At 68.6% G+C, this 26,683-nt stretch carries 24 protein-coding genes and 1 riboswitch; of the genes, 8 read left to right on the forward strand and 16 right to left on the reverse strand.

The features are described from left to right. Window positions 1-106: 106 nt before the first annotated feature. From AC1DXX_RS27965 to AC1DXX_RS27975, 3 genes are all read right to left on the reverse strand, one after another. Window positions 107-442, reverse strand: a complete 336-nt coding sequence (locus tag AC1DXX_RS27965) for an SMR family transporter (RefSeq protein WP_478137470.1) — start codon at window positions 440-442, stop codon at window positions 107-109. 124 nt (window positions 443-566) lie between these two features. Beyond that, a complete protein-coding gene (locus AC1DXX_RS27970) occupies window positions 567-1,097 on the reverse strand; it encodes a cupin domain-containing protein (RefSeq protein ID WP_478137471.1) in 531 nt (176 codons plus the stop codon). Next, complete coding sequence (locus tag AC1DXX_RS27975; protein WP_478137472.1) at window positions 1,094-1,837, reverse strand: NAD-dependent epimerase/dehydratase family protein; 744 nt, start codon at window positions 1,835-1,837, stop codon at window positions 1,094-1,096. The genes AC1DXX_RS27970 and AC1DXX_RS27975 overlap by 4 nt, the downstream gene beginning before the upstream one ends. Window positions 1,838-1,929: 92 nt before the next feature. On the opposite strand from AC1DXX_RS27975, the gene pdxR reads away from it, so the two are divergent. Beyond that, window positions 1,930-3,366, forward strand: coding sequence for a MocR-like pyridoxine biosynthesis transcription factor PdxR (gene pdxR, locus AC1DXX_RS27980; protein ID WP_478137473.1), 1,437 nt, complete (start codon window positions 1,930-1,932; stop codon window positions 3,364-3,366). 3 nt (window positions 3,367-3,369) lie between these two features. Here pdxR and AC1DXX_RS27985 read toward each other — a convergent pair whose 3' ends face one another. Genes AC1DXX_RS27985 through AC1DXX_RS27995 form a run of 3 tightly spaced genes read right to left on the reverse strand, consistent with a single transcriptional unit; the run spans window position 3,370 to window position 6,573 of the window. Then, complete coding sequence (locus AC1DXX_RS27985) at window positions 3,370-4,470, reverse strand: ATP-dependent DNA ligase (RefSeq protein WP_478137474.1); 1,101 nt, start codon at window positions 4,468-4,470, stop codon at window positions 3,370-3,372. A gap of 34 nt (window positions 4,471-4,504) precedes the next feature. Next, the gene (locus tag AC1DXX_RS27990) at window positions 4,505-5,563 is read right to left on the reverse strand and encodes a threonine aldolase family protein (protein WP_478137475.1); all 1,059 of its coding nucleotides are present in this window, start codon (window positions 5,561-5,563) and stop codon (window positions 4,505-4,507) included. Between the two features lie 17 nt (window positions 5,564-5,580). Continuing rightward, window positions 5,581-6,573: a Bug family tripartite tricarboxylate transporter substrate binding protein gene (locus tag AC1DXX_RS27995; RefSeq protein ID WP_478137476.1), complete on the reverse strand. Its 993-nt coding sequence runs from the start codon at window positions 6,571-6,573 to the stop codon at window positions 5,581-5,583. Window positions 6,574-6,682: 109 nt separating this feature from the next. Here AC1DXX_RS27995 and AC1DXX_RS28000 point away from each other — a divergent pair, with 109 nt between their 5' ends. The 5 genes from AC1DXX_RS28000 to AC1DXX_RS28020 all read left to right on the forward strand — a co-directional run bounded on the left by AC1DXX_RS28000 (window position 6,683) and on the right by AC1DXX_RS28020 (window position 11,319). Further along, window positions 6,683-7,567: a LysR family transcriptional regulator gene (locus tag AC1DXX_RS28000; RefSeq protein ID WP_478137477.1), complete on the forward strand. Its 885-nt coding sequence runs from the start codon at window positions 6,683-6,685 to the stop codon at window positions 7,565-7,567. Between the two features lie 293 nt (window positions 7,568-7,860). Further along, on the forward strand, window positions 7,861-8,958 hold the full coding sequence (locus AC1DXX_RS28005; protein WP_478137478.1) for a GNAT family N-acetyltransferase: 1,098 nt from the start codon (window positions 7,861-7,863) through the stop codon (window positions 8,956-8,958). Continuing rightward, window positions 8,955-9,806: a PA4780 family RIO1-like protein kinase gene (locus tag AC1DXX_RS28010; RefSeq protein WP_478137479.1), complete on the forward strand. Its 852-nt coding sequence runs from the start codon at window positions 8,955-8,957 to the stop codon at window positions 9,804-9,806. The genes AC1DXX_RS28005 and AC1DXX_RS28010 overlap by 4 nt, the downstream gene beginning before the upstream one ends. Before the next feature lie 21 nt (window positions 9,807-9,827). Next, on the forward strand, window positions 9,828-10,766 hold the full coding sequence (locus AC1DXX_RS28015) for an ABC transporter substrate-binding protein (RefSeq protein ID WP_478137480.1): 939 nt from the start codon (window positions 9,828-9,830) through the stop codon (window positions 10,764-10,766). A 31-nt stretch (window positions 10,767-10,797) separates the two neighbouring features. Then, window positions 10,798-11,319, forward strand: coding sequence for an SET domain-containing protein (locus tag AC1DXX_RS28020; protein ID WP_478137481.1), 522 nt, complete (start codon window positions 10,798-10,800; stop codon window positions 11,317-11,319). Between the two features lie 3 nt (window positions 11,320-11,322). On the opposite strand, the gene AC1DXX_RS28025 is transcribed toward AC1DXX_RS28020, so the two are convergent. The 9 genes from AC1DXX_RS28025 to AC1DXX_RS28065 all read right to left on the reverse strand — a co-directional run bounded on the left by AC1DXX_RS28025 (window position 11,323) and on the right by AC1DXX_RS28065 (window position 23,606). After that, on the reverse strand, window positions 11,323-11,649 hold the full coding sequence (locus AC1DXX_RS28025; RefSeq protein ID WP_478137482.1) for a DUF1090 family protein: 327 nt from the start codon (window positions 11,647-11,649) through the stop codon (window positions 11,323-11,325). Between the two features lie 10 nt (window positions 11,650-11,659). Then, window positions 11,660-12,175: a vWA domain-containing protein gene (locus AC1DXX_RS28030; RefSeq protein ID WP_478137483.1), complete on the reverse strand. Its 516-nt coding sequence runs from the start codon at window positions 12,173-12,175 to the stop codon at window positions 11,660-11,662. Between the two features lie 155 nt (window positions 12,176-12,330). Continuing rightward, complete coding sequence (locus AC1DXX_RS28035) at window positions 12,331-13,407, reverse strand: magnesium chelatase ATPase subunit I (RefSeq protein WP_478137484.1); 1,077 nt, start codon at window positions 13,405-13,407, stop codon at window positions 12,331-12,333. Further along, a complete protein-coding gene (gene cobN, locus AC1DXX_RS28040) occupies window positions 13,404-17,231 on the reverse strand; it encodes a cobaltochelatase subunit CobN (RefSeq protein ID WP_478137485.1) in 3,828 nt (1,275 codons plus the stop codon). Before cobN ends, AC1DXX_RS28035 begins: the two co-directional genes overlap by 4 nt. A gap of 20 nt (window positions 17,232-17,251) precedes the next feature. Beyond that, the gene (gene cobW, locus AC1DXX_RS28045) at window positions 17,252-18,325 is read right to left on the reverse strand and encodes a cobalamin biosynthesis protein CobW (RefSeq protein ID WP_478137486.1); all 1,074 of its coding nucleotides are present in this window, start codon (window positions 18,323-18,325) and stop codon (window positions 17,252-17,254) included. Window positions 18,326-18,429: 104 nt separating this feature from the next. Then, a complete protein-coding gene (locus AC1DXX_RS28050) occupies window positions 18,430-19,107 on the reverse strand; it encodes an energy-coupling factor ABC transporter permease (protein WP_478137487.1) in 678 nt (225 codons plus the stop codon). Between the two features lie 61 nt (window positions 19,108-19,168). Next, window positions 19,169-20,704 (reverse strand): PepSY domain-containing protein, encoded by a 1,536-nt coding sequence (locus AC1DXX_RS28055; RefSeq protein WP_478137488.1) that lies wholly within the window; start codon window positions 20,702-20,704, stop codon window positions 19,169-19,171. Window positions 20,705-20,712: 8 nt separating this feature from the next. Continuing rightward, the gene (locus AC1DXX_RS28060) at window positions 20,713-22,896 is read right to left on the reverse strand and encodes a TonB-dependent receptor (protein WP_478137489.1); all 2,184 of its coding nucleotides are present in this window, start codon (window positions 22,894-22,896) and stop codon (window positions 20,713-20,715) included. Window positions 22,897-23,024: 128 nt separating this feature from the next. Continuing rightward, window positions 23,025-23,297, reverse strand: a riboswitch (cobalamin riboswitch). An 84-nt stretch (window positions 23,298-23,381) separates the two neighbouring features. Continuing rightward, window positions 23,382-23,606: a hypothetical protein gene (locus AC1DXX_RS28065; RefSeq protein ID WP_478137490.1), complete on the reverse strand. Its 225-nt coding sequence runs from the start codon at window positions 23,604-23,606 to the stop codon at window positions 23,382-23,384. 144 nt (window positions 23,607-23,750) lie between these two features. Between AC1DXX_RS28065 and AC1DXX_RS28070 the strand changes: the two genes are divergently transcribed. Further along, the gene (locus tag AC1DXX_RS28070) at window positions 23,751-24,155 is read left to right on the forward strand and encodes a hypothetical protein (protein WP_478137491.1); all 405 of its coding nucleotides are present in this window, start codon (window positions 23,751-23,753) and stop codon (window positions 24,153-24,155) included. On the opposite strand, the gene AC1DXX_RS28075 is transcribed toward AC1DXX_RS28070, so the two are convergent. Then, window positions 24,125-25,873 (reverse strand): cation:proton antiporter domain-containing protein, encoded by a 1,749-nt coding sequence (locus tag AC1DXX_RS28075; RefSeq protein WP_478137492.1) that lies wholly within the window; start codon window positions 25,871-25,873, stop codon window positions 24,125-24,127. The two genes, AC1DXX_RS28070 and AC1DXX_RS28075, sit on opposite strands and share 31 nt — an antisense overlap. A gap of 291 nt (window positions 25,874-26,164) precedes the next feature. Here AC1DXX_RS28075 and AC1DXX_RS28080 point away from each other — a divergent pair, with 291 nt between their 5' ends. Then, window positions 26,165-26,650: a tetratricopeptide repeat protein gene (locus AC1DXX_RS28080; RefSeq protein WP_478137493.1), complete on the forward strand. Its 486-nt coding sequence runs from the start codon at window positions 26,165-26,167 to the stop codon at window positions 26,648-26,650. Window positions 26,651-26,683: the final 33 nt, after the last annotated feature.

Genomic DNA, 26,683 nt, shown 5'->3' on the forward strand with positions numbered 1-26,683 from the left:
CCTCTAAGTAAAAACCCTTAGCAAAAGGAACCACGGTGTTCGCGAGCAGGAAACAATCGCAATGCCGGTCGCCCTCACTGAGGGGCACCAGGCTCGAGATGCCCACTCAGTGCGCCACCGATTTCGAGAACACATTGACCACCACGACACCCGCGATGATCATCCCCAGGCCGGTGATCGCCGGGCCGTCCAGCGACTGGCCGAACCAGAGCCAGCTCACCACCGAGATGAGGACGATGCCCACGCCCGACCAGATTGCATAGGCAATGCCGGTGGGCAACACGCGCAACGCCAGCGACAGGAAGTAGAACGACACGGCGTAGCCCACCACGGTGGCCACGCTCGGCCAGAGTCGGGTGAAGCTGTCCGAGGCTTTCAGGAAGCTGGTCGCAAGAACTTCCACGACGATGGCGACGGCGAGGTACAGGTAGGTAAGAGTCATCGGGGAACTCTAATCGTGCACGGCCGGGCTGACGTGGGCCTCCCCCGCGGGCGAAGGGCGAATACGGCACCGTTTGACCGCACCTTGAAGCTGTGCGCAAACAGGCGGCGGCGTTCGATCGTGGTCAGGGCGGCAGCAGCAGCGGCCCGCAGTTCTCCTCGGTCACGAACACCGCCACCAGCTTCGCGGGCCGCACCGGGTCGGGGTTCTCCGCAAAGACATGCAGCGTCCGCGGCGGTTCGAAGAAGGTCTCGCCGGCCTTGTAGGTGCCCACGGGGCCGCCGCCCAGCTGCGAGCGGACCGTGCCTTCGAGAATGATCGCGGTCACCGAGCCCGGATGCCGGTGCGCCGGCGAATAGGCCAGCGGCGGAAAGTCGACGAGGACCGTGGTCACGGACTTGCCGGGCACGTTCGGCAGCGCCTCGCACGAGAGCACCTTGACCCCGGTCGATGGCCTCGCGGCCACGCCGGAGCCTGCGGGCGCCGGCGCCGAGGAGAACATCGGCCGGCTCATCGTGCTGCACACATCGGCGAACCAATCCACGGCCTCCTGCCGGTTGCCGTGGGGCATCAGCGCCCAGCCTGCCGCCAGGACCAGCGACAGCGCGCCAAGGCCGGCCCCCACCTGGCTGCGATGAAGTCGGGCCGCGTTCATTGCGTCACGCCTTGCCGCAGCCGCAGCGACGGATGCCAGCCGAGCTCGCGCTTCGCCTTCTCGCTGCTGACGTCGGGGCTGCGCTCGGCGATATTGAAGACCCCGCCGCGCGCATGCCGCAGCGCCAGCACTGCGGCCCAGGCCGCGGCCTCCACATGAACCGGGCTCGCCCCCTTGGCCTCGGCGTTCGCGGTGCCCGGGCCGTAGAGCAGCCCGTAGCGCAGCACCGTGCCGGTGATGCCGGCCGTGCCCAACACGCTCTGTTCCAGCGCTGCAACGCCATCCACGGTGACACGGCGGGAGCCTTCGGCGTCGAGATCGAGCGGCTGCTCTTCGGTATGGGGCGTGGTCCCCGGTGCATAGGCCCAGGCGATGCTCTGCGCCACCAGCCGACGGCTGCCGGCCGCCAGCGCCGCGGCCACGAGGTTGCGCGTGCCTTCGGTGCGCACGCGTGCGTTGCGAGGGACGGCTTCGGCCATCAGCGTCGGATTCAGATCGGGCGGCAGGTCGGTGAGCTGGTGGATCACGGCCTCGGGCGCGATGCGGACCAGCGCCGCGCGAAGTGCCTCCGCATCGAACACGTCGACGACGACCGGCGTCACGCCCAGGGCCTCCAGCGCGCTCGCGCGGTCGGCACGCCGGGTGCTGCCGTACACGGCGTAGCCGGCCTCGATCAGCAGCGGGACCAGCGCGGTGCCGACGGCACCGGCCGCACCCGCTACGAATATCTTCTCGCGCATCGCATTTCCTTCTTGCTGGCTGTTCGAAGGTTCGAGCTTAGGTTTTCGATGCCCTACCCCAAAGAGCCAAGATTCGTCAAAATGACTGGGCCATGATCCAAGAGAAGAAATCTTCCGCCGCCCTGCTGAAGGTCGATCGGACAACGCCGACGCCGCTGCACCGCCAGATCTACGAGCGCTTCAGGACAGCCATCGAACAGGGCGTGCTTCGCCCGGGCGATCGCGTGGCATCCGCGCGCAGCCTGGCTAGCGAGCTGGGCGTGGCACGGGGCACCGTCGAGACGGCCTACAACCAGCTCGCGGGCGAAGGCTATTTCTCGTCGCWGGGGCAGGCGGGCACGGTGATCTCGCCTTCACTGCCGCCGCACCGGCCGGTGCGGCGCGAAGCCCGTCGCATCGACACGCCCCGCCATCGCGAGACGCTCGCCGCAGCGACCGCGCCACCGCCCTTGCAGCTCGGCATCCCGGCACTCGATGCCTTTCCGCGCAAGCTTTGGGCACGCCTCGCCGCCCGCCGCGTCCGGGCCATGACCGCGGTCGACATGTTCTATGGCGACCCGTCGGGCTACCCCCCGCTGCGTGAGGCCATTGCGGCCTACCTGCTGGTGTCGCGCGGCGTGTCGTGCCACGCTTCGCAGGTCTTCGTGACGGGTGGGTACCGCGCATCGCTCGCGCTCGTTGCGCACACGCTGCTCCAGAAGGACGATCGCGTGTGGATCGAAGACCCTGGTTTTCCGCCGACGCAGGAGGTGCTGCGCAGCGCCGGCCATCGCGCGGTGCCCGTGCCGGTGGACGACGAAGGCATGGTGGTTGCCCGCGGCGTGCGCAAGGCAGCGAGGGCCAGGATGGCGATCGTCACGCCCTCGCACCAGGCGCCGCTCGGCGTGTCGATGTCGCTGGCGCGCCGGCTCCAGTTGCTCGCATGGGCCTCGCAGGCCAAGGCCTGGATCGTCGAGGACGACTACGACGGCGAGTACCGCTATGCCGGTCCGCCGCTGCCCGCCCTCAAGAGCCTCGACGGCCATGATCGCGTGCTCTATGCGGGCAGCTTCTCGAAGGTGCTCTACCCGGGGTTGGCGCTGGGCTATGTGGTGGTGCCCGAATCGCTGCTCGGTGCCTTCAGCGAGGCTGCACGGATCGGCTCCAACGGATGCCCTCAGATCACGCAGGCCACCGTTGCGGACTTCATGCGCGAGGGCCACTTCTCCCGCCACCTGAAGAAGATGCGGCTGCTCTATGCACGACGCCGGGCCATGCTCGTGGCCGCGCTGCTGAAGGCCTTCGGCGACGAGGTGCGCATCGACCTCAAGAGCGGTGGCATGCACCTGATTGCGCGCTTCGACCAACGCCGCGAGAGCGACACGGAACTGGCCCGCCGCGCGCAAGGGGCCGGCCTGAATTGCCAGCCGCTTTCAGCACGAGGCACGGCCGGCTTCCAGGACGAAGGGCTGCTGATGGGCTTCACCAACGTCGGCTCCAGCGCCCATGCGCAGCAGCTTGCGACCAGGCTGCGCGCGGCCTTGGGCTGACGCCTACGAAGCGTCGTCGTCCACCGCATCCATCGCCGCACTTCGGTCCTTGATGCGCGTGACCTGCGAGAGCACCGCGTCTTCGGAGGTCATGTCCGGCCGCTGGCCCTTGTAGACCGGCTGCTCGAACTTGCCGCCTGCATAGCGGTAGAGATAGCGCACCTCGACCAGCGTGCCGACAGCCGGCAGGGCTTCGTTGGGCGGCACCGTCACATTGCCCAGGTCGACCATCGCGCCCGTGTCGTCGCGCAGGCCCACGGCCACCGAGCGCTGCGCGTTGACGCGAATCACCTCGCAGGTCGCGCTCTGGTTGAACTTGAACTTGAGGCTCGTGGTGCTGCGGCCCGCCGCAAACGGCGCATCGAGCGCCTTGAGCACATAGCCTTCGCCGTGCGCGGCCAGCAGCTCCGCGGCGCGGCGGCGCTTGCCTTCCGCCGTGAGTTCGAGCTCGAGCACCACCATCCACTGCACCAGGCCAGCCATCTTCTGCAGGTGGCCGAAACGCTCGATGAAAGGCGCGCCGCGCAGATCCTGCCCGTCCAGCTCCAGCAGATCGAAGGCCTTGAAGGCATCGCCGACATGCTCGCCCGCCACGACGGTCCGGCCCGCCGGCGCACCGGCCGCGCCGACCCAGGCCTGCGGAATGTCGACGAACAGCCCGCGGCGGTTGGTGCCCCGCACCGTCTCGCCCTCGATCAGCAGGATGCGGTTCTCGCCATCGGCCTTTTCCTGCAGGCCCCAGCCCGCGTCGTCGAAGTAGCGCGCCGCCTGCTCCTCGAGGATCAGCGTGGGCAGTTGCGGCAGCTCGCCGCTCATGCGGCCGGCCAGGTCGGTCGAGGTGTAGAGCGCACCGGACTGGTCCGGCGTGTAGCCCTTCGAAGTCTTTTCCTTCACCACCTTCTCGTAGATCTTCAGGGCGGCCTCGAAAGCGACCGGGCTGCTGGTCTTGGTGCCGGTGGCGAGCGTGCCGCCGCGCCGTCCGTTGCCGTAGTCGACCACCCAGCCGTCGTCCTTGGGACGCAGATGAACCTGGTAGACCTTGTCCGAGCCCTGGCCCGTGAAATAGAGAAAGCTCGACTGGGGGAGTTGTTCCGTGGTGGCCATGTGGAGGTGTGTGTGCCGCAGGTCGGCCTGCGGATCAGGATGCTACACAGGCGGTCGCCACGGACCTGAAGGCCTCCAGAGCCACGTCGATCTCGCGTTCGCCCACATGGCGGTGGGTCACGCAACGCAGCCGGTGCTTGCCCCATGGGCGAACCAGCACACCCAGCTCCCTGAGCCTGGACTCCCACTGGACGGCGCTGAGCCCGCTTCGGGTCACATCGACCTGCACGATGTTGGTCTGGGGGTCGTTGGTGGCAAGCCCCTGCATGCGGCCGATCTCCTGTGCGAGCCGGCGCGCGGCCGCATGGTCGTCTGCGAGCCGCTCCACCATGGAGGTGATCGCGACCCATCCGGCGGCCGCGGCAATGCCGACCTGGCGTTGACTGCCTCCCAGCAGCTTTCTGAACCATCGGGCTCGCTCGACAGTGGCTGCGGGTCCGGCAAGCACCGCGCCCATGGGCGCACTCAAGCCTTTCGACAGGCAAAGCGAAACCGTGTCGGTACAGGCCGTGATGCGCGCCGCCGGTACGCCCAGGGCCACCGCCGCGTTCATGAGCCGCGCGCCATCGAGATGCACCGCGGCGCCGGCGCCCTTCGAGGCTTCGAACACGGCCTGCATATGGGCGAGCGGCAACACGGCCCCGCCTGCGTTGTTGTGAGACGTCTCCATGCACACGACGCCAGTGCGCAATTTGTTGCGGCCCGGCCCCAGGGCCTCCTTGAGCGCATCCAGGTCCATCGCGCCATCGACCCCGGCGATGCTTTCGTAGAAAGTCCCGGTCAAGGTGGCCGCGCCGCGTTCGGTCACGTAGATGTGGGACGCCGCTTCCGCCAGCACGAGCTCCTGGCGTTCGGCCTGCGCGAGGATGGCGAGGAGGTTCGCCATCGTCGCGCTGGGCACATACAGCGCGGCGTCCTTCCCGAGCATGTGCGCGGCAGCCGACTCCAGCTCAGCCGCGGTCGGATCGCCATCGAGACCATCGTCGCCGAGCGGCGCGGATGCGATGCGCTCGTACATCTGCGGCGTGGGCTGCGTCACGGTGTCGCTGCGCAGGTCGACCCTGCGATGTTCGGCTGAAGAAGCATCGGCCATCGTTTGAATCTCCGTCGTCATTCGGCAGTGGCGCCGGACGCTTTCACGACCGCCGACCATTTCTTTCTCTCGCTGTTCAGGAATGCATTGAACGCCTCTGGCGTCCCCGTCTTGACGTAGATGCCGCGTGCAGCCAGGTTGGCCCGGACATCGGCCAGCTCCAGTACGCGATTGATCTCGTGATTCATGGTCCGGACGATATTTTCCGGCGTGTTCGCGGGCACCACGACGCCATAGAGGGTGTAGTACTCGAAGCCTTTGAAGCCGCTCTCGACCAACGTGGGAACGTCGGGGAGCGATGGATCTCTCGCCCCGGAGGTCACCGCCAGCGCGCGCAGCTTGTGGGTCTTGATCAAGGGCAGCGCGGAGACCAGAGAAGAAAAGTAGAAATCGACCTGCCCTCCCAGCAGATCCGTCATGGCCGGGCCGCCGCCCTTGTAGGGCACGTGCAGAAGGTCCGCGCCTGTCGTGACGCGCAGGTTTTCGGCCACGAGGTGCCCGACGGTTCCGTTTCCGGACGACGCATAGGCCAGCGGCTTCTTCTTGGCCCCAGCCAGCAGCGATGCCAGGCTGTCGAAAGGGCTGCCCACATTCACCACCAGCACCGACACACCCGTGCCAACCAATGCAACGGGCGCGAGGTCCTTGGACGGATCGAAGCTGAGCTTCTTGTAGAGAAACTGGTTGACCGCGAGATTGCTGGTCTCGCCCAGGACGGCGGTGTAGCCGTCAGGCGGCGACTTCGCGCCGAACTCCAGGCCGATGTTGTTGCCCGCACCGGGCTTCGTATCGACGACCACCTGCCACTTGGCCTGCTCGCCCAGCTTGGCGGCGATCAGGCGAGAGACGGCATCCGTGCCCCCACCCGGAGGACTCGGCGAGATGAGGTGGATGGGTCGCTCGGGAACCCATGCGTCCGCCGCGTGCGCCTGCCATGCGGCGAGCGCGAGCCCGAGCATGCATGCCATCGTCCTGGCACGCGAGAGGGAAAGGCGTCGGATGTCGTTCATGGGCGAGTGGCTCCGGTCAGGCAGATGAATGGGTGGCGATGAAGCAATCCTAGGTGCGCCGTGGAATGAGTAAAGTGATATATACAAATATCAACTGTGAGGACTTCTCATGAATCTCGCGATGCTGGTCACGCTGAGAACCATCCTTGAACAGGGCAGCTTCACTGCTGCGGCCGGGGTCGTCGGTTGCAGTCCGAGTGCGGTCAGCTTGCAGGTCAAGCAGCTGGAGCAATACTTCGGAAAGCCCTTGTTCGATCGCTCGACCCGCGTGGTGGTGCCCACCTCTTTTGCCCGGGAGGTCGTGAGCGCGGTGGGCGATTTTTCGAGCAGGCTTCAAATGCTTCGATCCCGCCCGGCCGTCGGGGTCGCGGGCCGCATCAGGGTCGGCGTGATCACCAGCATGCAAAGCGACGTGCTTCCGCGCGCGCTCCATGCGCTGCGCCAACGCCATCCTTCGCTCGAGGTCGTGGTGCCCCCGCTGAACGACACCGACGAACTTCTTGCGGAGCTGAAGGCGGCGCGGCTCGATATTGCGTTGCTGGTCCAACCCGAATCCGGTGGTTCGCGCCGCCTGGTCTGGCGCGAGCTGCACCGCCAGCCCTATGTGATGCTGGCGCCCTCGAAAGCCCCGGAGAAAAGCGTCAAGCAACTGCTGGAGGCCTACGACTGGGTGGGCTACGACCTGTCGCTGTCGGGCGGGCGTGTCGCCGCGCGCTATGTTCGCAGCCTGATGCCCAGCGCCCGCTGCGTGATGGAGCTGCGCTCGATGGACGCCATCGTGGCCATGGTCGCGCAGGGCCTGGGCATTTCGGTCGTCCCGCAACCGAGGCGCCCGCTGGTCAATGCCTACGACGTCCGCGAAGTGGATCTCGGAAAACGCGCCCCGTTCCGGAAGATCTCCCTGGTGTGGCGAAGCTCGGACGAAGACAACCGGAACGTCGACGCAGTGGCGGAAGCGTTCGCAACCGCCTTCGCTGCGCGCCCGGGACAGTAGCCGGCACTTCACAGGCCGCGCGAACAACGCTACATTCGACGCCTCGATCCACAACACAGACCGGAGGTGCGCGATGGAAGACACTGCTATTCATTCCCCCTCCCCCGTACGGTCTGTCGTCGGGTCGCCAAAGAACTGCTGCTGACGCACCACCTGCGCGGCGCGCGCCCCTGAAGGGCACAGCCAGTTCGACCGTCGCGGTCTCCTGCCGCGACAGACCTTCCGATTCAAACGCCACCGCCGGCACGCCTGTGCCGAGCGCGATCCGTTCATTTTTCGAATCAAGGCCCACCATGCTTGAAACCCGTGCCGCCGATGCGCGGCATTTCGCGACTTTCGTTTTCGATCCCCAGCGCGCGTCCGCGCAAGAGTGGGCGAAGGCCCTTGCCTACTGGCGTCTTCGCAACGAGGAAGACTTTCCGGACGAGCCCTTGCCGAGCGATGCCCATACCGAACAGAACGTGCGCCAGCACACGCCTCTGCACGTCGTCCATCGCGTCCTGGCGCTGGACGGCCGAGGCAACATCGCCGGCAGCATCAACATGAGCGTTCGCCGCGAAGGCACACCCGACTGCGAAGCCTATGCGCCCTTCGTCGATGTCTGGGGCGGCGTGCGGCAATCCCACCGGCGCCAAGGCCTTGGCTGCGAACTGATGCGGACATTGCTCGCCTTCATGGAAGAGCAAGGCAAGACTACGGCGACCTTCAACACGTCCTTCCCCGAAGGACATGCGTTTTTCACGGCCATCGGCGCGGCCGAGAAGCACCGCAGCATCGAGAACCGCATGGCCTTCGCCCGCCTAGACGACAACGCGCTGGCCCGCTGGCGGGCCAAGGCGCTCGCGGCCGACCACGGACTGCGCCTGGAGATCCACGCAGGCCGCGTGCCCTTCGAGCGGCTCGCGACGCTGATGGCGCCGCTCTCGGCGCTGCTGGAAGACGCCCCCACCACCAACCTCGACCGCCCGCCCATGCGCTTCGAGCTCGAGGGCTTCCGCGCCTGGTACGCCGAGATCGACCGCCGCGGGGGCGAGCACTTCCTCGTGCTCCTGCTCGACGGCGACGAGGTGGCCGCGGTGTGCGATGCCAGCTGGAACCAGCTCTACCCCGACCGCATGTTCCAGCGACTCACGGCCGTGGCCCGCCACTGGCGCGGCAGGGGCTTGGCCAAGGGCGTGAAGGCGGTGATGCTGCAGCTGGTGCGCGAGCGCCACCCCGGGGTCACGATGGCCATCACGAGCAACGCCGAGGTCAACGCCCCCATGCTCGCCATCAACCGCCGGCTCGGCTTTTCCGCGCACAGGCATGATGGGGCCTACCAGATCGGCACGGACAGCCTGAGGGCCTTCCTCTCGACCCGCCCCCCGGCTTCGCAGGACGCACACGCATGAAGACACCCCAGAGACTGCAATCGCTGGTCGACGAAGGCCTGATCGACACGGTCGTTCGCCAGCTGATGAGCGGCAAGGAGGCGATGGTCTACGTCGTGCGCTGCGGCGACCAGACGCGCTGCGCCAAGGTCTACAAGGAGGCCGACAAGCGCAGCTTCCGCCAGGCCGTCGACTACACCGAGAACCGCCGCGTCAAGAACACGCGCGAGGCGCGCGCCATGGCCAAGGGCACGCGCTTCGGCCGCAAGGTGACCGAGGCCATCTGGCAGAGCGCCGAGGTCGATGCGCTCTACCGCCTGGCCGCCGCCGGCGTGCGCGTGCCGACGCCGCACAACTTCCTCGAGGGCGTGCTGCTGATGGACCTGGTGACCGACGCCAACGGCGACGCCGCCCCGAGGCTCAACGACGTGGCCTTCGCGCCCGAAGATGCGCTGCGGCACCATGCCAGCCTGCTGAAGGAAGTGATGCGCATGCTGTGCGCCGGCGTCGTGCACGGCGACCTCTCGGAGTTCAACGTGCTGCTGGCGGAAGATGGCCCGGTGATCATCGACCTGCCGCAGGCAGTGGACGCCGCGGGCAACAACCACGCCAGGCGCATGCTGCTGCGCGACGTCGAGAACCTGCGCAACTTCTTCGGCCAGTACGCGCCGGCGCTGCTGCGCACGCACTATGGCGACGAGATCTGGCAGCTCTACGAGCGCGGCCTGCTGCGGCCCGAGACCGAACTGACGGGCACCTTTGTGCGCGAAACAGGCCCGGTCGACCTCAGCAACGTGCTGCGCGAGGTGGACGATGCGCGCGCGGAGGAAGCAGCGCGGCTGCTGCGGATGCAGGCGCCGCGACAATAGCGGGCCGACAACGCCCGCCCGATGAATTCCACCGCACTGCCCCACCCTGCCCCGCTCCGGCGCCAGCCGATCTCCAACGCCGCCCGCCGGATCGCCAGGGCCGCGGCCTTCGTCGCGCTCGGCATCGGGTCGGCCCATGCCGCCGGCATCCGGCTCGAAGACGACCGCGGCACCACGCTCGAACTGCAGGCGCCGGCGCGACGCATCGTGTCGCTGATGCCTTCGCTCACCGAGACGGTCTGCGCGCTCGACGCCTGCGACCGGCTGGTGGGCATCGATCGCCATGCCAACTGGCCCGCGTCGGTGAAAGGCCTGCCGCAGGTCGGCGGCATCGACGACGCGAACATCGAGCGCATCGTCGCGCTCAAGCCCGACCTGGTGCTGCTGCGCCCGCGCAGCCGCGCCGCCGAACCGCTGGAGCGCCTGGGCATCAAGGTGCTGGCACTCGACGCCAAGACCCATGCCGACATGCGGCGCGTGATGGAAACTGTGGCCCGCGCCACCGGCAAACCCGGCGCGGGCGAGGCCTTCTGGCGCCGGCTCGATGCCGGGCTCGACGCGGCCCGGGCCCGGGTGCCTGCGGGCTGGAAAGGACGGCGCGTGTACTTCGAGGTGCACGGCGGCGTCGCGGCAGCCAGCGAAAGCTCCTTCATCGGCGAAACCCTGGCGCGCCTCGGCCTCGCCAACGCGGTGCCGGGCACGCTCGGGCCTTTTCCGAAGATGAGCCCCGAATTCGTGGTGCGCGCCAATCCCGATGTGCTGATGGTCTCGGCGCTGGGCGAAATCTCGGCGATGGCCGCGCGGCCCGGCTGGTCGGCCATGTCGGCCATCCAGCGCGGACGCGTCTGCAGCTTTGCCTCGGCGCGCTTCGACCTGATGATGCGCCCCGGCCCCCGGCTGGACGAAGCGGCCGACGCCATCGTGGGCTGCCTGGCCTCGCTGGGCGATCCCCGGCCTTGACCTTCCAGCCCGTCAACGTTCAACCCCTCCCATGAAATCCCGTCACAAGCACACATCGTCCACCCCCTTCGTCCGGGTCGGCCCCAGCGGCGTCCATGGCCTCGGCGCCTTCGCGACCCGCGACCTGCCGGCCAACGCATTCCTCGGCCTCTACGAAGGCCGGCGCTACTCGCAGCAGGAGATCGCCGCCAAGGCCTGGAACGACCAGCTCACCTACCTGTTCACGCTGTCGAACCACGAGACCATCGACGGCGCCAAGGGCGGCAACAGCACCCGCCACCTGAACCACGCCTGCGAGCCGAACTGCGAGGCCGTCGAAGAGTACGACGACGGCGGCGAACTGGTGCTCAGGTTCCAGACGCTCGTTGCCGTGGACGCGGGCGACGAGCTGTTCATCGACTATTCGCTGACGGCGGACGACGGCTCGCCGTCGTCGAAGTACCCCTGCCATTGCGGCTCGCCGAACTGCCGCGGGACGATGCTGGCGCCCGTGGAGGCTGCAGAGGAGGCGAAGGAAGAGGAGAACGGTCTGGCTGCGGCCGCCGTGAAGTAGCCCTCAGGGCGACTCGTTCTTCAGGCTGCGCAGTTGCTCCTCGGCGCGGTCGAGGTCCGACCGGAGGGTGCGGATCTCCTGCTCCAGCTTTTCGATGCGCGCTTCGCGGCTCTTCGCCGGGGCGACTGTCTTGCAACGCGCCTGCAGTGCGCCCAATGCTTCGGCGAGCTGCCGCCGGCGCAGCATCTGGCCTCTGGAGCGGGCGAGATCCATGTCGCGCTCGAGCGCGGCCTCCTCCGCATGACAGGCCGCAGCATCCGCCGGCTCCGCAGATTGTGCGAAGGCGGGCATGGCCAGCGTCAACGCAGCGGCCAGGAAGCAGGGTTTCATGCGCATGCCGCTACGGTACCCGAACTTCCCTGCGAGAAGCCGGTTCCGCAGGCAGGTAGCGCGCCTGCCACCGCGCGGCGAGTTGCCGTGCCCGATGCAGTGGCACACGCGCCGCTTCGAAATCGACCACGCAGGCGATGTCTGCGGCCTCGGGCCGGGCCGGGCTTTCGTTGCTCCGGCCATCGGTCAGCAGCCACAGCCAGCGCTGCCGCGCCACGCTGTGGGCCAGCAACCGGTCGGCGTGCTGGACACCGAGCGCCAGCGGTGTGCCGCCGCCGGCGGCAATGGGCGCGACCCAGTCGTCGTTCCAGGCGCTGGCGCGGCGCGGCGGCAGGCGCAGCTCGACCACTTCGCCGGCAAAGCACAGCAGCGCCACATGGTCGCGCCGCTGGTAGGCCTCTTCCATCAACGAAAGCAGCAGGCCCTTGGCGCGCGCGAGGTTGCCGTCGCTGCGCATCGAGGCCGAGCAGTCGAGCAGGAAGCAGTGCAACGCACCGCTGCGCGCCTGCAGCGGCCGGCGCCGCAAGTGTTCCGCGCGCAGCGCATCGGCGCCGCGGGCCGCGAGGGTGCGCGGCCAGTCGAGCGCCGCCCCCTTCGATGCGGCGCCGTGCCATGCGTCCCTTTGCCTGCCCTGCCTCCAGTCGCCCTGGCGTGCGCCAGCGGGTGCGGCGTCCCGGAGGCTCAGGCTTTTTTTGGGGCGGCCTGCTGCGCGGGCTGCGGGGAGATCAGCGGGCGCAGCGGCTTGACGCGTTCGATGCCGACGGGCTCGGGGGGCATCGCGCCCCAGTCCTGGTCGCCTGCATCGCTTCGATCGGCGCCGTTCGTTCCCGCCTCGCCCTTCGTGTTCCGGGTGGCCGGTGCTGTTGCGGGTGCCGCGCCTTCGGCTTCCGGCTTGCGCCGATGCAGCAGTACCGCTTCGGCCACGCGCTGCACGTGGTCGGCGGTGATCGCCGCAGCGCCGTCCCAGGCCGCGAGTGCGCGCGCCGAGCGCAGCATCACGAGGTCGGCGCGCAGCCCATCGACCTGCGATGCGATGCACAGCCCGCTGACCGCCTCGTGCACATCGTCGCTGTACGCCAGCGCCGACGCGTCGGCCACGACGGCGCGGGCCCGGCCCAGCGCAGCGGCGAGCTCGGTTTCGGCCTGCGCATGCTTCGAGCGAAAGCCCTGCGGATCGGCATCGAAGGCCAGCCGCGCACGCACGATGGCCTGCCGCTCGGCCGCGTCCTCGATGTTGCGCAGCTGCACGCACAGCCCGAAGCGGTCGAGCAGTTGCGGGCGCAGCGTGCCCTCCTCCGGATTCATCGTGCCGACCAGCACGAAGCGCGCGGCATGCCGGTGCGAGATGCCGTCGCGCTCCACCACGTTGACACCGCTCGCCGCTGCGTCGAGCAGCGAATCGATCAGCGCATCGGGCAGCAGGTTGATTTCGTCCACGTAGAGCACGCCGCCATGTGCGCGCGCCAGCAGGCCGGGCGCGAACTTGAGTTCGTGGCCCGCGAGCGCATGGCCGAGGTCGAGCGTGCCCACCAGGCTTTCGAGGCTCGCGCCCAGCGGCAGCGTGACGAAGGGCGCGCCGGGCAGCAGCTCGGCCAGCGCGCGCGCCGCCGTGGTCTTGGCCGTGCCGCGGGGCCCTTCGATCAGCACCCCGCCCAGGCCGGGATCGACCGCGGYCAGCAGCAGCGCCTGGCGCAGCCGTGGCTGGCCGGCAATCGCGGCAAAGGGAAAAGGCACCGGCATGGGCGCGGCAGTGGTCATCGGGGGGATCCTTCCATCTGCTGCTCGTGGTCGAGCAACAGGTTTTCCAACTGGGACTGGTAGTCGCCGGGCGACTGCCACAGGCCGCGCTGCATGGCTTCGAGCAGGCGGCTCAGCATGTCGTGCAGTGCGCGCGGATTGTGCGCGTTGACGAAATCGCGGGTGGCGGCGTCGAGTACATAGGCATCGGCCACCATCGCGTACTGGTGGTCGCCGACCACGCGCGCGGTGGCGTCGAAGCCGAACAGGTAGTCCACGGTCGCGGCCATCTCGAAGGCGCCCTTGTAGCCGTGGCGCTTCACGCCGGCGATCCACTTCGGGTTGACCACGCGCGAGCGGATCACGCGGCTGATTTCTTCCTTCAGCGTGCGCACGCGCGGCGCCTGCGGGTTGCCGTGGTCGCCGTGGTACATGGCGGGCTGCTGGCCGCTCAGGTGGCGCACGGCGGCGGCCATGCCGCCCTGGAACTGGTAGTAGTCGTTGGAGTCGAGCAGGTCGTGCTCGCGGCTGTCCTGGTTCTGCATCACGACGTTCATTGCGCTCAGGCGGCGCACCAAGGCGTCGGCCGCCGGCACGCCGTCGCTGCCCTGGCCGTAGGCATGGGCACTGCCGCCGACGTAGGCGTTGGAGAGGTCGTCGTCGGTCTGCCAGTTGCCGTGGTCGAACAAGGGCTGAAGGCCGGAGCCGTAGCTGCCCGGTGCGGAGCCGAACACGCGCCATCCGGCCTGCGTGCGCGCGGCTTCAGGCGCGAGGCCCTGTTCTTCGAGTGCCGCACTCTCCCGCAGGATGCGCGCGCGGATCGGGTTGCGCTCGGCGTCTTCGTCCTCCTGCGATGCAACGGCCTGCACCGCGGCATCGAACATCTGCACGGCGCCGGGGAAGGCATCGCGGAAGAAGCCCGAGATGCGCAGCGTCACGTCGATACGCGGACGTCCGAGCCCCACCGTGGGCAGCACCTCGAAATCGACCACGCGCTGGCTGCCCGGCGCCCACTTGGGCCGCACGCCGATCAGCGCGAAGGCCTGGGCCAGGTCGTCGCCGCCGGTGCGCATGGTGGCCGTACCCCACACCGACAGGCCCATCGCCACGGGGTAGTCGCCGTGCGCCTGCAGGTGGCGTTCGACCAGCTGCGCGGCGGACTTGAGGCCCAGCATCCAGGCGGTGGGCGTGGGAATGGCGCGGGTGTCGACCGCATAGAAGTTGCGGCCGGTCGGCAGCACGTCGGGCCGACCGCGCGAAGGCGAGCCACTCGGGCCGGGCGGCACGAAGCGGCCTTGCAGCGCGCGTGAAAGCTGCAGCAGTTCCTGCGGGCCGCAGGCATCGAGCGCCGGCGCAAGGCTTTGTTCGACGCGGCGCAGCACGGCGGCGGTGTGTGGCATGTCGGGCGGACAGGCGTTCTCTTCCAGCAGGCGCTGCGCGAGCAGTTCCAACCGCTCGCGTGTGTCACCGTGATGCCGCCACGGATCGGCGCTCACCGATTGCAGCAGCGCCGGCCGCGCGCCTTGCCATGGCCTGGCCGCGTCGATGTCGAGTGGGTCGAAGGCTTCGCCCGGCAGCAAGTCCTGCGTCAACGCTCCGAGCAGCCCGGCATTTGCACCCGCACCATCGCCGGACGGGTAGCGCGCGAGCGCGAGCAAGGTGTCGCGCCGCAGACGGTCCTGCGGCGAGGCACCGAACACATGCAGCCCGTCGCGAATCTGCGTTTCCTTGAGTTCGCACAGGTAGGCATCGACGCGCGCCAGCACCGCATCGTCTTCCGCGCCCGGCATCCCCAGTTCCTCGACCAGGTGCTGCGCACGCACCGCCGCGAGGATCTGCGCGCGCAGCACCTTGGCGCGCCGCGCATCGACCAGCAGCGCGTCGTAGTACTCGTCGACCTGGCGCTCCAGGTCCTGCAGCGGGCCGTGGTTCTCGGCGCGCGTGAGCGGCGGCATCAGGTGATCGACGATCACCGCCTGCGTGCGCCGCTTGGCCTGCGCGCCCTCGCCCGGGTCGTTGACGATGAAGGGGTAGACGTTGGGCAGCGGCCCGAGGATGGCATCGGGCCAGCAGGTCTGCGACAGCGCAATGCTCTTGCCCGGCAGCCATTCGAGGTTGCCGTGCTTGCCGACATGGACCACCGCGTCGATGGCGAAGGCATCGCGCAGCCAGAAATAGAACGCGAGGTAGCTGTGCGGCGGCACCAGTTCGGCGTCGTGGTAGCTCGCGTAGTCGGCCACTCCCTGTGTGTCGAGCATGCCCAGTGCGCGCGCGGGCTGGATGCCGACGAACACATGGCCCAGCCGCAACCCGGCGATCATGAAACGGCCCTGGCGCAGCATCGGGTCTTGCTCGGGCGCGCCCCAGCGTGCATCGATGGCGGCGGCCATGCCCTCGGGCAAGGCGGCAAGCCGCGCGCGGTAGTCGGCGAGCGCGTAGCTCTGCCAGGCGGGCCGCGCGGACCATTGGGCCGGATCGTTGGCGATGCCTTCCTGCAGCTTCTGCATCAGCGCATCGCCATCGGCGGGCATCGAACCGGGTTCGCCGAGTGCGTAGCCCCCGGCCTGCATCGCGCGCAGGATGGCAATCACCGAAGCCGGCGCGTCGAGCCCCACCCCGCTGCCGATGCGCCCTTCGCTGCCGGGGTAGTTCGCCAGGATCAGCGCGATGCGCTTGTCGGCCGCCTGCAGGCCGCGCAGGCGGCACCAGCGGCGCGCCAGCTCGGCCACGAAGGCGATGCGGTCGGGCTCGGGCTGGTAGCTCACCACCTCGGTCTGCGTCAGCGCGCAACGGTGCGACAGGCCCTTGAAGCTCACGGCGCGCGTGATGATGCGGCCGTCCATCTCGGGCAGGGCGATCTGCATCGCAATGTCGCGCGGGCGCAGGCCCTGGCTGTCGGCCAGCCAGTCTTCGCGGTTGCCGCCGCTCACGATCACCTGCAGCACCGGTGCATCGCCGGCCAGCGCGACGGCCCCGCCTTCGTCGTCCTGCGCGCCCTGCCCCAGCGCGGCGAAAGCGGTGGTGTTGAGCACGAGCTGCACGTCGTGTTCACTGCACAGGCCACGGAATGCAGACATGCACAGCGGGTCCTTCAGCGAATCGAGCGCGACCGGCAGCGGGTTCAGCCCCTCGGCGTGCAGCGCGGCGGCGAGCGCATCGAAGGCCGCCGTGTTGCCCGACAGCAGGTGCGAGCGGTAGAACACCAGCGCCACCACCGGCGCCCCCGCATGCCACCCGGCGCGCAGATCGTCGATGCCGGCGACGCTGTGTGCCGCGTCCATGCCGCGCGGCACATGCAGCGCCACCTGCGGCAGGCTGCGCGGCGGCAGGGGCGCTTCGCCATGGCCAAGGCCGTGGAAGGCCACCGCGCGCAGGAACTGCATCGCATTGCCCGCACCGCCCGCGCGCATGTACTGCCACAGCTGGCGGCTCACGGCGCGCGGCGCTGTACTGCGCGCGAGCAGGTCTTCGTCTTCCTGCAGGTCGCCCGAGAACATCGCGAGCTGCTGGCCCTTGCGCTTCGCGAGCTTCTCGAGTTGCTGCAGTCCGTAGGCCCAGGCCGACTCGGCGCCCAGGTGATCGACCACCACCACGCGCGCATGCTGCAGCACCTCGTCGACATACAGGTCGAGCGAGGCCGGTTGCCGCAGGTGCATCAGGTTGGCCAGCCGCAGCGGCGGGTAGCCGGGATCGGTGGCCGCCAGTGCGGTGCGCGCCGCGGCGAGCAGCGCGAGCGTGGTGTCGGCCGAGCTGAGCACAACGATGTCGCCCGGCGTCTGGTCGAGCCGGGTGACGACGCTGTCGTCTTCGACGAAGCGCCCGGGCTGGGTGCTCAGCAGGTGCATGCGTTCAGGCCATCGGCCGATCAGGCGGGAACGGCGGCCGCGCCTTCCAGCGCCTTGCGCAGCACGGCTTCGTCGAGGTCTTCGCCGATGAAGACGAGGCGCGTGCGCTGCGCTTCGCCGTCGCGCCAGCGGCGGTCGAAGTGGTGGTCGAAACGGCGGCCCACGCCCTGCACCAGGAGGCGCATCGGCTTGCCGGGAACCGCGACGAAGCCCTTCACGCGGTAGATGGTGTGCTGCTCGACCAGCGCGGCGAGCGTGCTCAGCAGATCGTCGCGGTCCACGGGCGGCAGCTCGATCACGAGCGAGTCGAACTCGTCGTGGTCATGGTCTTCCTCGTGGTCGTGGTGGCTTTCGCGCAGGTGGATCGATGCTTCGGCCGCGCGGCCCTGGCCCAGCAGCAGCGCGAGCGGCAGCTTGCCTTCGGTGGCGGCGACGATCTTGACCTCGGGCGGCAGCTCCTCGCGCACCAGCGCCTCGACCTTGGCGCGCGTGGCATCGTCCATCAGGTCGGTCTTGTTGAGCACCACGAGGTCGGCGGCCGAGAGCTGGTCTTCGAACAGCTCGTGCAGCGGCGATTCGTGGTCGAGGTTGGGGTCGGCGCGGCGCTGCGCATCGACCTCCTGCGGGTTCTCGGCGAACTGGCCCGAGGCGGCAGCGGGGCCGTCGACCACGGTGACCACCGAATCGACGGTGAAGATGTTGGCGATGTCCGGCCACTGGAAGGCCTGCACCAGCGGCTTGGGCAATGCGAGGCCCGAGGTTTCGATGAGCACGGCATCGATGTCGCCGCGCCGCTCGGCCAGCTGCAGCATCACGGGAAGGAACTCTTCCTGCACGGTGCAGCAGACGCAGCCGTTGGCCAGCTCGTAGAGTGCGCCTTCGCGCGCGTTGCCCTCACTGTCCTCATCCTCGCAGCCGATGCCGCAGCCGCGCAGGATCTCGCCGTCGATGCCGAGCTCGCCGAACTCGTTGACGATCACCGCGATGCGCCGGCCTTCGGCGTTGCCGAGGATGTGGCGCAGCAGCGTGGTCTTGCCGCTGCCGAGGAAGCCGGTGACGATGGTGACGGGGATCTTGGCGTTGCTGGGGGTCATGGAGAAATTCTTTCAGGCGCCGGTGGCGCGGAAATGGATGGCGAAAAAGCGGGCGCGCGGCAGCGCCCCGAGTCGTGCTCGAGGGGCGCGGCAACAGGCTTGAATCAGACGCTGCCGTACAAACGGCGTTCGACGAAAGCCGTCCCTTGCAGACGGCGCCAGCCCTTGGCGGCGGCCAGCACACCCAGGTCGACCAGCGGCTCGACCAGCACGACGGTCATGTAGGCAGCGCCGAAGCTGGCGATCTGGCCCAGGTTCTCGAGCCCGGTACCACGTCCGTAGAGCGCCCAGAAGCCGACCCAGACCACGATGCCCCCCTGGTAGGCCACCGACAGCTTGAATGCCTGCTGGTAGCCGATGTCCACGTAGGCGACGTTCTGGGGAATGATCCGCCGTGCCAGCGCGGAAGTGGCAAACAAGGGCACCAGCAAGGTGGTGATGTTCATGCCGTACTGCGGCAGGTCCTGGGGTTCGAAGAACAGGCTCTGGATGAGCAACCCGCCCGCCAGCCCGAGGGCCGCGGGCGCCAACCCGAACACCAGCAGCAGGGTCGTGCCGAGAATCAGGTGCACCTCGGACACACCCACGGGATGATGCGGGAACACTTCGAAGAAGCAGAACACCAGCGCCACGGCAATGGCCGAGCGCAGCGCCAGGGCAGCAATGCCGTCCTTCATGAGGGTATCGATGGCCACTTTGCCTGTGTAGGCGAGCGCGGCGGCGGCCGTCGCGTAGCTGAGGAAAATCTTGGATCCGTCGACTAAACCTGGTTCGATGTGCATCGAGCACCTCCTGTGTTGCAAGTTGATTGTTGGTGGATGGGCCGGCTCGCGCAAGCCCCTGTCATGAACGCTGAAGCGCGCGCTGCGCTCCCGGCACAGCCGACCGGGGCTTGCGCCGCAGCCGGCGCCAGCCGATCACCACGCCGCTGGCCGAGGCAACGGTGCCGATGATCGACAGCAGCCACACGACGATGTCCCAGGCCGGCCGGTACTGGATCAGCCACGGAAAGTCGAGGCTGTGCGCTGCGTTGAAGAGCCAGCGGCGCAGGCGCGAGTTGCTGTCGTTGCTGCCGGCGACCTGGCCGCTTGCGGGGTCGATGTAGATCCAGCTGCGCGCGGCGTCGTCGAATTCGAGGCGCCAGATGGGCAGGGTGCGCTCACGGTGGTGGCCGTACCAGTGGAAGTCTTCGCGTGTCTGCAGCGTCGTTTGCGTCACGGCGGCACCGGGCCGCAGGCGCGCAGCGGCATTCGCGATCTCTTCGCGGCCGATCGATGCCGGTGCGCCGGTAGCGGCATCCACCACCCGCACGCGCGCTTGCGCATCGCGCAGCTGCAGCAGCGGCTTGCCGTCGAACCAGGTCAGCAGCGCCTCGCGGGGTGCAGCAGCGCCCTCGCCTGCCGGCAACACGGCCGGCGGCCACGGGAACGGCGACGAACCGGCGCCGGTGTAGCGCGCCATGGCGGCTGCATCGGCCGGGTCGCGCTGGAACCAGCCATTGGGGTTCATCGAAAGCCAGCCGCTGACGATCCACGTCAGCACGAAGAAGCCGCCGATCAGCCCGGCGATGTGGTGCCAGGCCATCCACCCGGTGTAGGGCGTGACCGCACCGTTGCGGAACCGCCGGCGCAGCCGGATTCGCAGGATGCCGATGACGATGCCGGTCACGGCCGAGACGATGCTGGCGGCCGAAAGGTACACCACCACGTCGTGCCACAGCGGCGGATCGGCGCGCAGCGGCGTGAAGTAGATCCAGTGCGGCACGGAGCCGAGCCAGTTCCAGAAGCGTTCGGAGCGCGTGGTGTCGCGCACCACTTCGCCGGTGCGCGAGGACACGTAGAGCTCGGTGCCAGCCGCGTCGCCGACTTCGATGCGGTGCAGCGGACGCAGCGGGTTCAACCCTTGCGGCACGGTCCACTGGTCGCGCTCCAGCGTCTCGGCCCAGCGCGCGCCGGACTGACCGGAGAAATCGCGGGCGATGGACTCGGCCTGCGCGGCACCGACCGGCCCGAGCACGCGGCCGTCGCGTGCGGACACCGCATGCCGCCCGCCGCGCGAATCGACGATGCGCCACACCGGCTGCGGATCGGCGCCGCCCTGCATCTCCAGCGCCATGCGCCGTGGTTGCTGTGCGCGCACGGCCTGCGGCAGCGCATCGAGCGCGGCCGCAGGCGCCACCGCCGCCCGCTCGAAATGCACCGGGCCGAGGCCAGCCAATCGCTCCCCGTCGGTGAGCGTGGGATACCCCACGTACATCATCACCACGCCCGAGGCAAACCACATGACGAACAGCAGGCAGCCGCCGATGCCCAGCCACCGGTGCGTCCAGTAGAGCCAGTGGCGGACCCKGGGCCAGGCGCGGCGCCATGCGGATGTCATCGTCGTGCTCAGAAGCTCACCAGTGCCGACAGCTCGACCGAGCGCGGCCGGCCCAGCAGCCACTGGTTGCCGCTGTTCGAGAACGAAACCGCGTACTTGCGGTCGGCCAGGTTGTAGGCCCGCAGCGCCAGCTTGAGCGACGGGTTCGCCTGCCAGCTCACGCCTGCGTCGGCCACGGTGTAGGAGCCGATCTTGCGCGAGTTGGCCGCATCGACCTGGCGCGGGCCGACGTAGCGCACGCCGAACTCGGCCTCCCACTGCGGCAAGAAGCGCCAGTTGAGCCAGAGGTTGGCAGCCTCTTCGGGCACGCCGAACGGCGTGTTGCCCGCGCGCGAGACCAGCGACTTGCCGACGACCTCGTTGAAGTCGTCATAACGCGCGCGCAGCTTGGCGACGTTGGCTTCGAGCCTGAGCGTGGAGGTCAGCGCCAGGTCGAGCGTGGCCTCGATGCCTTCGGACGACTGCTTGCCGACCTGCTGCGTGATGGTCGGGTCGTTCGCAGAACGCGAGAGCAGCTTGTCCTTCTCGATGCGGTAGGCCGCCACGGTCCATGCGCCGCGGCCGTCGGCCAGCTGGCGCTTGTAGCCGATCTCGACCTGCTTGCCGGTGCTCAACTCGAACGGCGCTTGCGTGGTCGATGTGCTGATCACCGAGGTCAACGGATCGGCCGCACGCGCCACCTGGGCGTAGAACGACTGCGAGGCATCGGGCGCGTACACCACGCCGAGGCGGCCGGTGGCGTACTCGAAGGTTTTCTGGAGGTTGTTGGCGGCGTTCTGCAGGTCGGTGCGCGCAACCTTCGCGTGGTCCCAGCGCAGGCTGCCCACCACCGACCACTGCTCGTTGAAGGCCAGCTTGTCTTCGGCGAAGAAGGCGTAGGTGCTGGTCTTGGTCTTGTAGCGCGGCGTGTAGGCCACCGGCGAAGCGTAGTAGCCGGGGTTGAAGACGAAGGGGTCGACCACCGAACGGCCGCCATAGGGCGAATCGTTGGTGTGCAGGAAGTCGATGCGGTTCGCATCGAAGCCCACCAGCACCTGGTTGGCCAGGCCGAAGAGCGTGTGCTTGAAGGTGGCGTCGGTGCGGTTGCCGATCTGCTCCTGGTCGTGGCCGATTTCCAGGTAGTCGCCGCGAGTGACGCGGCCGGTGATGGCGCTGTAGGTGTAGGTTTCGCTGTTGCGCCAGTGGCGCTTGCTGTCGAGCCGGTAGAGCTGGTTGCGCACGGTGACGGCGTCGTTGGGCGTCCATTGGGCGTCCAGGCGGGTCCAGCGGTCGCGGTACTTGATCTCGGCATCGTCGAGGTTGTAGTTCTGCGCGCGGTTCAGGCTGCTGACGCGGCCGTTGATCAACGGCACGCCGTAGTAGCGCTGCGGCGACTGGCGGCCCTCGTCGTGCGACAGCGTGAACTGCAGCTGCGGCGACACATCGAGCCGCACGGCCGCGCCCACCGCCAGGCTCTCGGCCTCGCCGCGCAGCATGAAGCCGTCGGTCTTGCGGTGGCTGATGTCGAAGCGGTAGGAGAGCATGTCGTTGATGGCGCCGCCACTGCCGAAAGCGACCTGCCGGGTGGCATCCGAACCCACGGTCACGAGCGCCTCGTTCTGGATCGGGCCGCGCATGGGCTTCTTGGGCACCACGTTGATCGCGCCGCCGATGGCGCCCTCGCCGAACATCACCGACGCGGCGCCGCGCAGCACCTCGATGCGGTCGACCGACCAGGTGTCGAAGGGAAAGGTGACGGTGCCGGCGCCCGCGTAGAGGCGCGTGCCGTCGAACAGCTGCATCACCGAGCCGTGGCCCGTGAAGCCGCGCGCCGCCATCGCCGTGCCGCCGTTGCCGGGGCCGGGCGTGGCGGTGATGCCGGTGGCGCGGGTCACGGCCTCGACGACCGACACGTCGCCGCGCGCGCGGATGGTGTCGCCGCTCAGCACCTCGATGCTCGCCGGCGTTTCCAGCGGCGTGAGGCCCAGCCGGCTGCCGGTGTGCGAGGGCTCGTCGATGGCCAGCGGCGTGTGCCGGGTGGCCTCGACCTGCACCGGCGCGAGGCTGTTGTTGCTGTTGTTCGGCGCTTCACCCGACTGCGCCAAGGCGCTGCCCGGCCCGAAAGCCAGTCCCAAACCCAGTGAAAGACCCGAAAGGCGTGCCCATTGCAGCGGCGCGCCCGTGCGATCGCGCGCCGGCGATGCATGACCCATGTGACTTCTCCTCCGACCTGCGTCCCCGCAGGCTCCTGACCGAATGCGGACGTCGAGGGATGCGGCGAAGGGCGGGCCGGTTCACGCGAGGGCGAAGCGGCATGCCCGGACCCGCACTCCCGCAGCGTCCGAAGGCGGTTGCGAAGGCCGGTATCCGGGCTCGCGGAGCGCTCCGATGGGCAGGATGAGTGCGCATCGGAGCCGAAACCCTCGCCTTCCCACGCCGAGGCGCAGTGGCTGCCAATGCCGACAGGGGCATTGGCGCGAGGGTTTCCAGATCCGCTGACCGTTGCGGGGGCAGCGCAGGAATGGATGCGTCCGTGAAGACGCAGCGCACCTGCTTCCCGTTTAACCCCCAGGCCACTGAATGGCATGCGGGGCACCTTCGAACCGTGTGCGTGGCGGCGTCAGTTAAGAAGAACTGCCGCACCAGGCCCGCGGGATTATAGGGAGCGGCCCGAAAGCAGGCCCCGTCCCCGCGGGACTCAGACGGGTTTTCCGTCCGCGCCGAACAGCCGGCGCAGCACCGCGACACCCGCCACCAGCGCGTTGGAATAGCTGGCATACGGGTCGTGGGCGGCCTCCAGCGGCTCGTAGATGTGGTGCTCCGCGCTGGGGACGTCACCCTCCACCGCCTCCATCAGCACCCAATAGAACTCGCCCTCCTCCAGTTCGTGGACGGTCAGTGCGATGTTTCTGGGTGAGGGCATGGAAATGCGGGGCATGCTGGTATTTCTGTCAAATGGACGGAAGATGGGTGCGGTTGACAGCTTCCGGGCTTCTCCTACAGAGCTTGCGCGCCGGGCGGCCTAATGTTGTTGTCAGGGACCTTCCAAAAGAACCAGGAGGCAAGCATGAAGCATTTCACTCTTGAACCCCGCATGCGGTCGAGTATCGGGGGTGCTTTCTATCCGACCGGTTATTCGATGGTGATGTTCCCGAGCGCAGAGGACGCCAATCGCATCGGCCATCGGCTGATCGAGAAAGGCATGAGCGGCGACGAGGTCTATCTGCTCCCCCCCCAGACGGTGCTGGAAGAAATCACACCCACCGTCAGAGACTCGGACAACCCCCTGCCCTCCGCCGGCACTGACGCCGCCACGGTGCGCGCCTACACCAAGCTGGCGCGCGAGGGCCACACGGGTCTCCTGGTCAGGACAAGAGATGAAGCGGCTGCGACCCGCCTGATGGAACAGGTGCGTACCGTGCCCTACTCCATCGCGCAGCGCTACCGCACGCTGGTCATCGAAGACCTCTGAACCGGTGCGGAGGCCGGGACGGCCATCGAAACCGCACGCTGCACCACGTCGCGGGCCATGGCCTGAGCCAGTTCCTGCTCGCCGAGGAAGACGGTGACCGCCGCTTCCTGCGTGAGCAGCCGGGCCTCGTGCTCGTTGTGGCTGCGGATCACGGTCTGGACCGACGGATTGAGCGTGCGGGCGGTTTCGATCATCTGGCGCGCGTTCAGGGTGTCGGGCGTGGCCACCACCAGCACGCGGGCGCGTGCAACGTGGGCCTGGATCAGCACGGCAGGGTCTGCCGCATCGCCCCACACGGCCGCGATGCCGGCCTCGCGCAGCTTTTCGACCAGTTCGCGGTTCTGCTCGACCACCACGCAGGGAATGTCGTTCACCTCGAGCTCGGCCGCGATGCGACGCCCCACCCGGCCATAGCCGACCAGCACCACCTGCCTGGAGAGGTACCTGGCCTCGGTGGTCATCGGCAGTTCGGCCAGCGGATCGTCGCGCGACGCCAGGCCGCGCGCGAACGAGGAATGGGCGTGCAGCCATTTCTGCAGCGGGGCGATGAGGCTGAACCACAGCGGGTTGGTGGCGATGGAAATCAGCGCGCCCGCCAGCACCAGGCTCTGCCCCTCGACCGGCAGCAGGCCGAGCGACACCCCCAGCCCGGCCAGGATGAACGAGAACTCGCCGATCTGCGCCAGGCTCGCGCTCACCGTGAGCGCCGTGGCCAGCGGATAGCGGAACACCAGCACCAGCGCGCAGGCCGCGAGCGACTTGCCCAGCACGATCACCCCCACCACCGCCAGCACCTGCAGCGGACGCTCGATCAGCACCGAGGGATCGAACAGCATGCCGACCGACACGAAGAACAGCACCGCGAAGGCATCGCGCAGCGGCAGCGATTCCTGCGCCGCGCGGTGGCTGAACTGCGACTCGCGCATCACCATGCCGGCAAAGAAGGCACCGAGCGCGAACGACACGCCGAACAGCGCTGCCGAGGCAAAGGCGATGCTGACCGCGGCAGCCACCACGCACAGCGTGAACAGCTCGCGCGAGCCGGTGCGCGTGACCTGCCAGAGGATCCATGGGAACACGCGCCGCCCCACCACCAACATCAGGGCGACGAAGCCGCCGACCTGCAGCAGCGTGAGGCCGAGCGTCTGCCACAGCGGTTCGGTGGGGCCCCCGGCATGGTTCGGCTGGCCGCCCAGCACACCCGCGAGCGGCGGCATGAGCACCAGCACGAGCACCATGGCGAGGTCTTCCACCACGAGCCAGCCGACGGCAATGCGGCCGGTGAACGAGTCGAGGATGCCAAGGCTCTCCAGCGCGCGCAGCAGCACGACCGTGCTCGCCACCGACAGCGCCAGCCCGAACACCAGTGCCGCGCCGAGGCTCCAGCCCCACCACATGGCGAGGCCGCCGCCGAGCAGCGTGGCCACGGCAATCTGCGCCAGTGCGCCGGGCAGCGCGATCTTGCGCACCGCGAGCAGGTCGTCGAGGGAGAAATGAAGGCCGACACCGAACATCAGCAGCATCACGCCGATCTCGGCAAGCTGGGCGGCAATGCCCGCATCGGCCACGAAGCCCGGCGTGAACGGGCCGATGATCACGCCTGCCAGCAAGTAGCCCACCAGCGCCGGCAGCCGCAGCCTGGCCGCCAGGAAACCGAACACCAGCGCCAGGCCGAGGCCGGCGGCAATGGTGTTGATCAGGGAAACGCTGTGCGGCATCGCTGCATTTTGCAGGGACGATGCCTGTCCCTTTATTTCACACGGCCATCTTGGTGGGGATGTGTTTGGGCATTCGGGGGTATTCATTCAGGGCGCGTGCACAGTCGTTGTGCTGGCCGATCAACCGCTGCGCTGAGCGATCACGCTGGCGGTGTGAGCGCACCCCGAACAAGGCTGTTTTTTTCCGCGATGATGCGTCCGTTCGGAAACCCCTGGCGTAAATGGAAGCAGGACAGCGATGCACGCCGCTGTCCGCCAACCCATCCAACCACTTCAAGAGGATCTTTCGCCATGAACACCTTGCGCCACCGCATCGCCATCGCAGCCACCCTGGCACTGGCCCTGACCGCCGGCCACGCCCTCGCCGCGGACATGACACCCGCGCCGTCCGCCAAGGCCGCGGCGGCCAGCAACCTGACCGCCGCCCGCGCCCTGATCGCCGACAGCAAATGGACCGAGGCCGTCAGCGAACTCGAGCGCGTCAACGACAGCGGCAACGCCGACTGGAACAACCTCATGGGCTACACCCTGCGCAAGTCCGGCGCCGGCAAGTGGACGGCTTCGGAAAAATACTACGACGCCGCGCTGAAGATCGACCCGAAGCACCGCGGTGCGCTCGAATACTCGGGCGAGCTGTACCTCTCGATGGGCGATCTGCCCAAGGCCGAGCAGCGCCTCGCCGCACTCGGCCAGGCCTGCGGCATGGCCTGCCGCGAATACTGGGACCTGAAGGCGTCCATCGAAAGCTACAAGACCAACGGCGGCAAGAAGAGCTGAAATCCGGCCGTCGCCGAATCAACGCTGCGGGCC

This window comes from Variovorax sp. P4_B10 (assembly GCF_056402375.1).

What these genes read in the sequence shown, in the direction of transcription:
- AC1DXX_RS28025 (WP_478137482.1), bottom strand. Translation starts at nt 11,649, where the DNA reads ATGAAACCCTGCTTCCTGGCCGCTGCGTTGACGCTGGCCATGCCCGCC.
- AC1DXX_RS27965 (WP_478137470.1), bottom strand. Translation starts at nt 442, where the DNA reads ATGACTCTTACCTACCTGTACCTCGCCGTCGCCATCGTCGTGGAAGTT.
- AC1DXX_RS28060 (WP_478137489.1), bottom strand. Translation starts at nt 22,896, where the DNA reads ATGGGTCATGCATCGCCGGCGCGCGATCGCACGGGCGCGCCGCTGCAA.
- AC1DXX_RS28020 (WP_478137481.1), top strand. Translation starts at nt 10,798, where the DNA reads ATGAAATCCCGTCACAAGCACACATCGTCCACCCCCTTCGTCCGGGTC.
- AC1DXX_RS27970 (WP_478137471.1), bottom strand. Translation starts at nt 1,097, where the DNA reads ATGAACGCGGCCCGACTTCATCGCAGCCAGGTGGGGGCCGGCCTTGGC.
- AC1DXX_RS28005 (WP_478137478.1), top strand. Translation starts at nt 7,861, where the DNA reads ATGCTTGAAACCCGTGCCGCCGATGCGCGGCATTTCGCGACTTTCGTT.
- AC1DXX_RS28010 (WP_478137479.1), top strand. Translation starts at nt 8,955, where the DNA reads ATGAAGACACCCCAGAGACTGCAATCGCTGGTCGACGAAGGCCTGATC.
- AC1DXX_RS28070 (WP_478137491.1), top strand. Translation starts at nt 23,751, where the DNA reads ATGAAGCATTTCACTCTTGAACCCCGCATGCGGTCGAGTATCGGGGGT.
- AC1DXX_RS27990 (WP_478137475.1), bottom strand. Translation starts at nt 5,563, where the DNA reads ATGGCCGATGCTTCTTCAGCCGAACATCGCAGGGTCGACCTGCGCAGC.
- AC1DXX_RS27975 (WP_478137472.1), bottom strand. Translation starts at nt 1,837, where the DNA reads ATGCGCGAGAAGATATTCGTAGCGGGTGCGGCCGGTGCCGTCGGCACC.
- AC1DXX_RS28015 (WP_478137480.1), top strand. Translation starts at nt 9,828, where the DNA reads ATGAATTCCACCGCACTGCCCCACCCTGCCCCGCTCCGGCGCCAGCCG.
- cobN (WP_478137485.1), bottom strand. Translation starts at nt 17,231, where the DNA reads ATGCACCTGCTGAGCACCCAGCCCGGGCGCTTCGTCGAAGACGACAGC.
- AC1DXX_RS28050 (WP_478137487.1), bottom strand. Translation starts at nt 19,107, where the DNA reads ATGCACATCGAACCAGGTTTAGTCGACGGATCCAAGATTTTCCTCAGC.
- AC1DXX_RS27995 (WP_478137476.1), bottom strand. Translation starts at nt 6,573, where the DNA reads ATGAACGACATCCGACGCCTTTCCCTCTCGCGTGCCAGGACGATGGCA.
- AC1DXX_RS27985 (WP_478137474.1), bottom strand. Translation starts at nt 4,470, where the DNA reads ATGGCCACCACGGAACAACTCCCCCAGTCGAGCTTTCTCTATTTCACG.
- cobW (WP_478137486.1), bottom strand. Translation starts at nt 18,325, where the DNA reads ATGACCCCCAGCAACGCCAAGATCCCCGTCACCATCGTCACCGGCTTC.
- AC1DXX_RS28075 (WP_478137492.1), bottom strand. Translation starts at nt 25,873, where the DNA reads ATGCCGCACAGCGTTTCCCTGATCAACACCATTGCCGCCGGCCTCGGC.
- AC1DXX_RS28080 (WP_478137493.1), top strand. Translation starts at nt 26,165, where the DNA reads ATGAACACCTTGCGCCACCGCATCGCCATCGCAGCCACCCTGGCACTG.
- AC1DXX_RS28000 (WP_478137477.1), top strand. Translation starts at nt 6,683, where the DNA reads ATGAATCTCGCGATGCTGGTCACGCTGAGAACCATCCTTGAACAGGGC.
- AC1DXX_RS28065 (WP_478137490.1), bottom strand. Translation starts at nt 23,606, where the DNA reads ATGCCCTCACCCAGAAACATCGCACTGACCGTCCACGAACTGGAGGAG.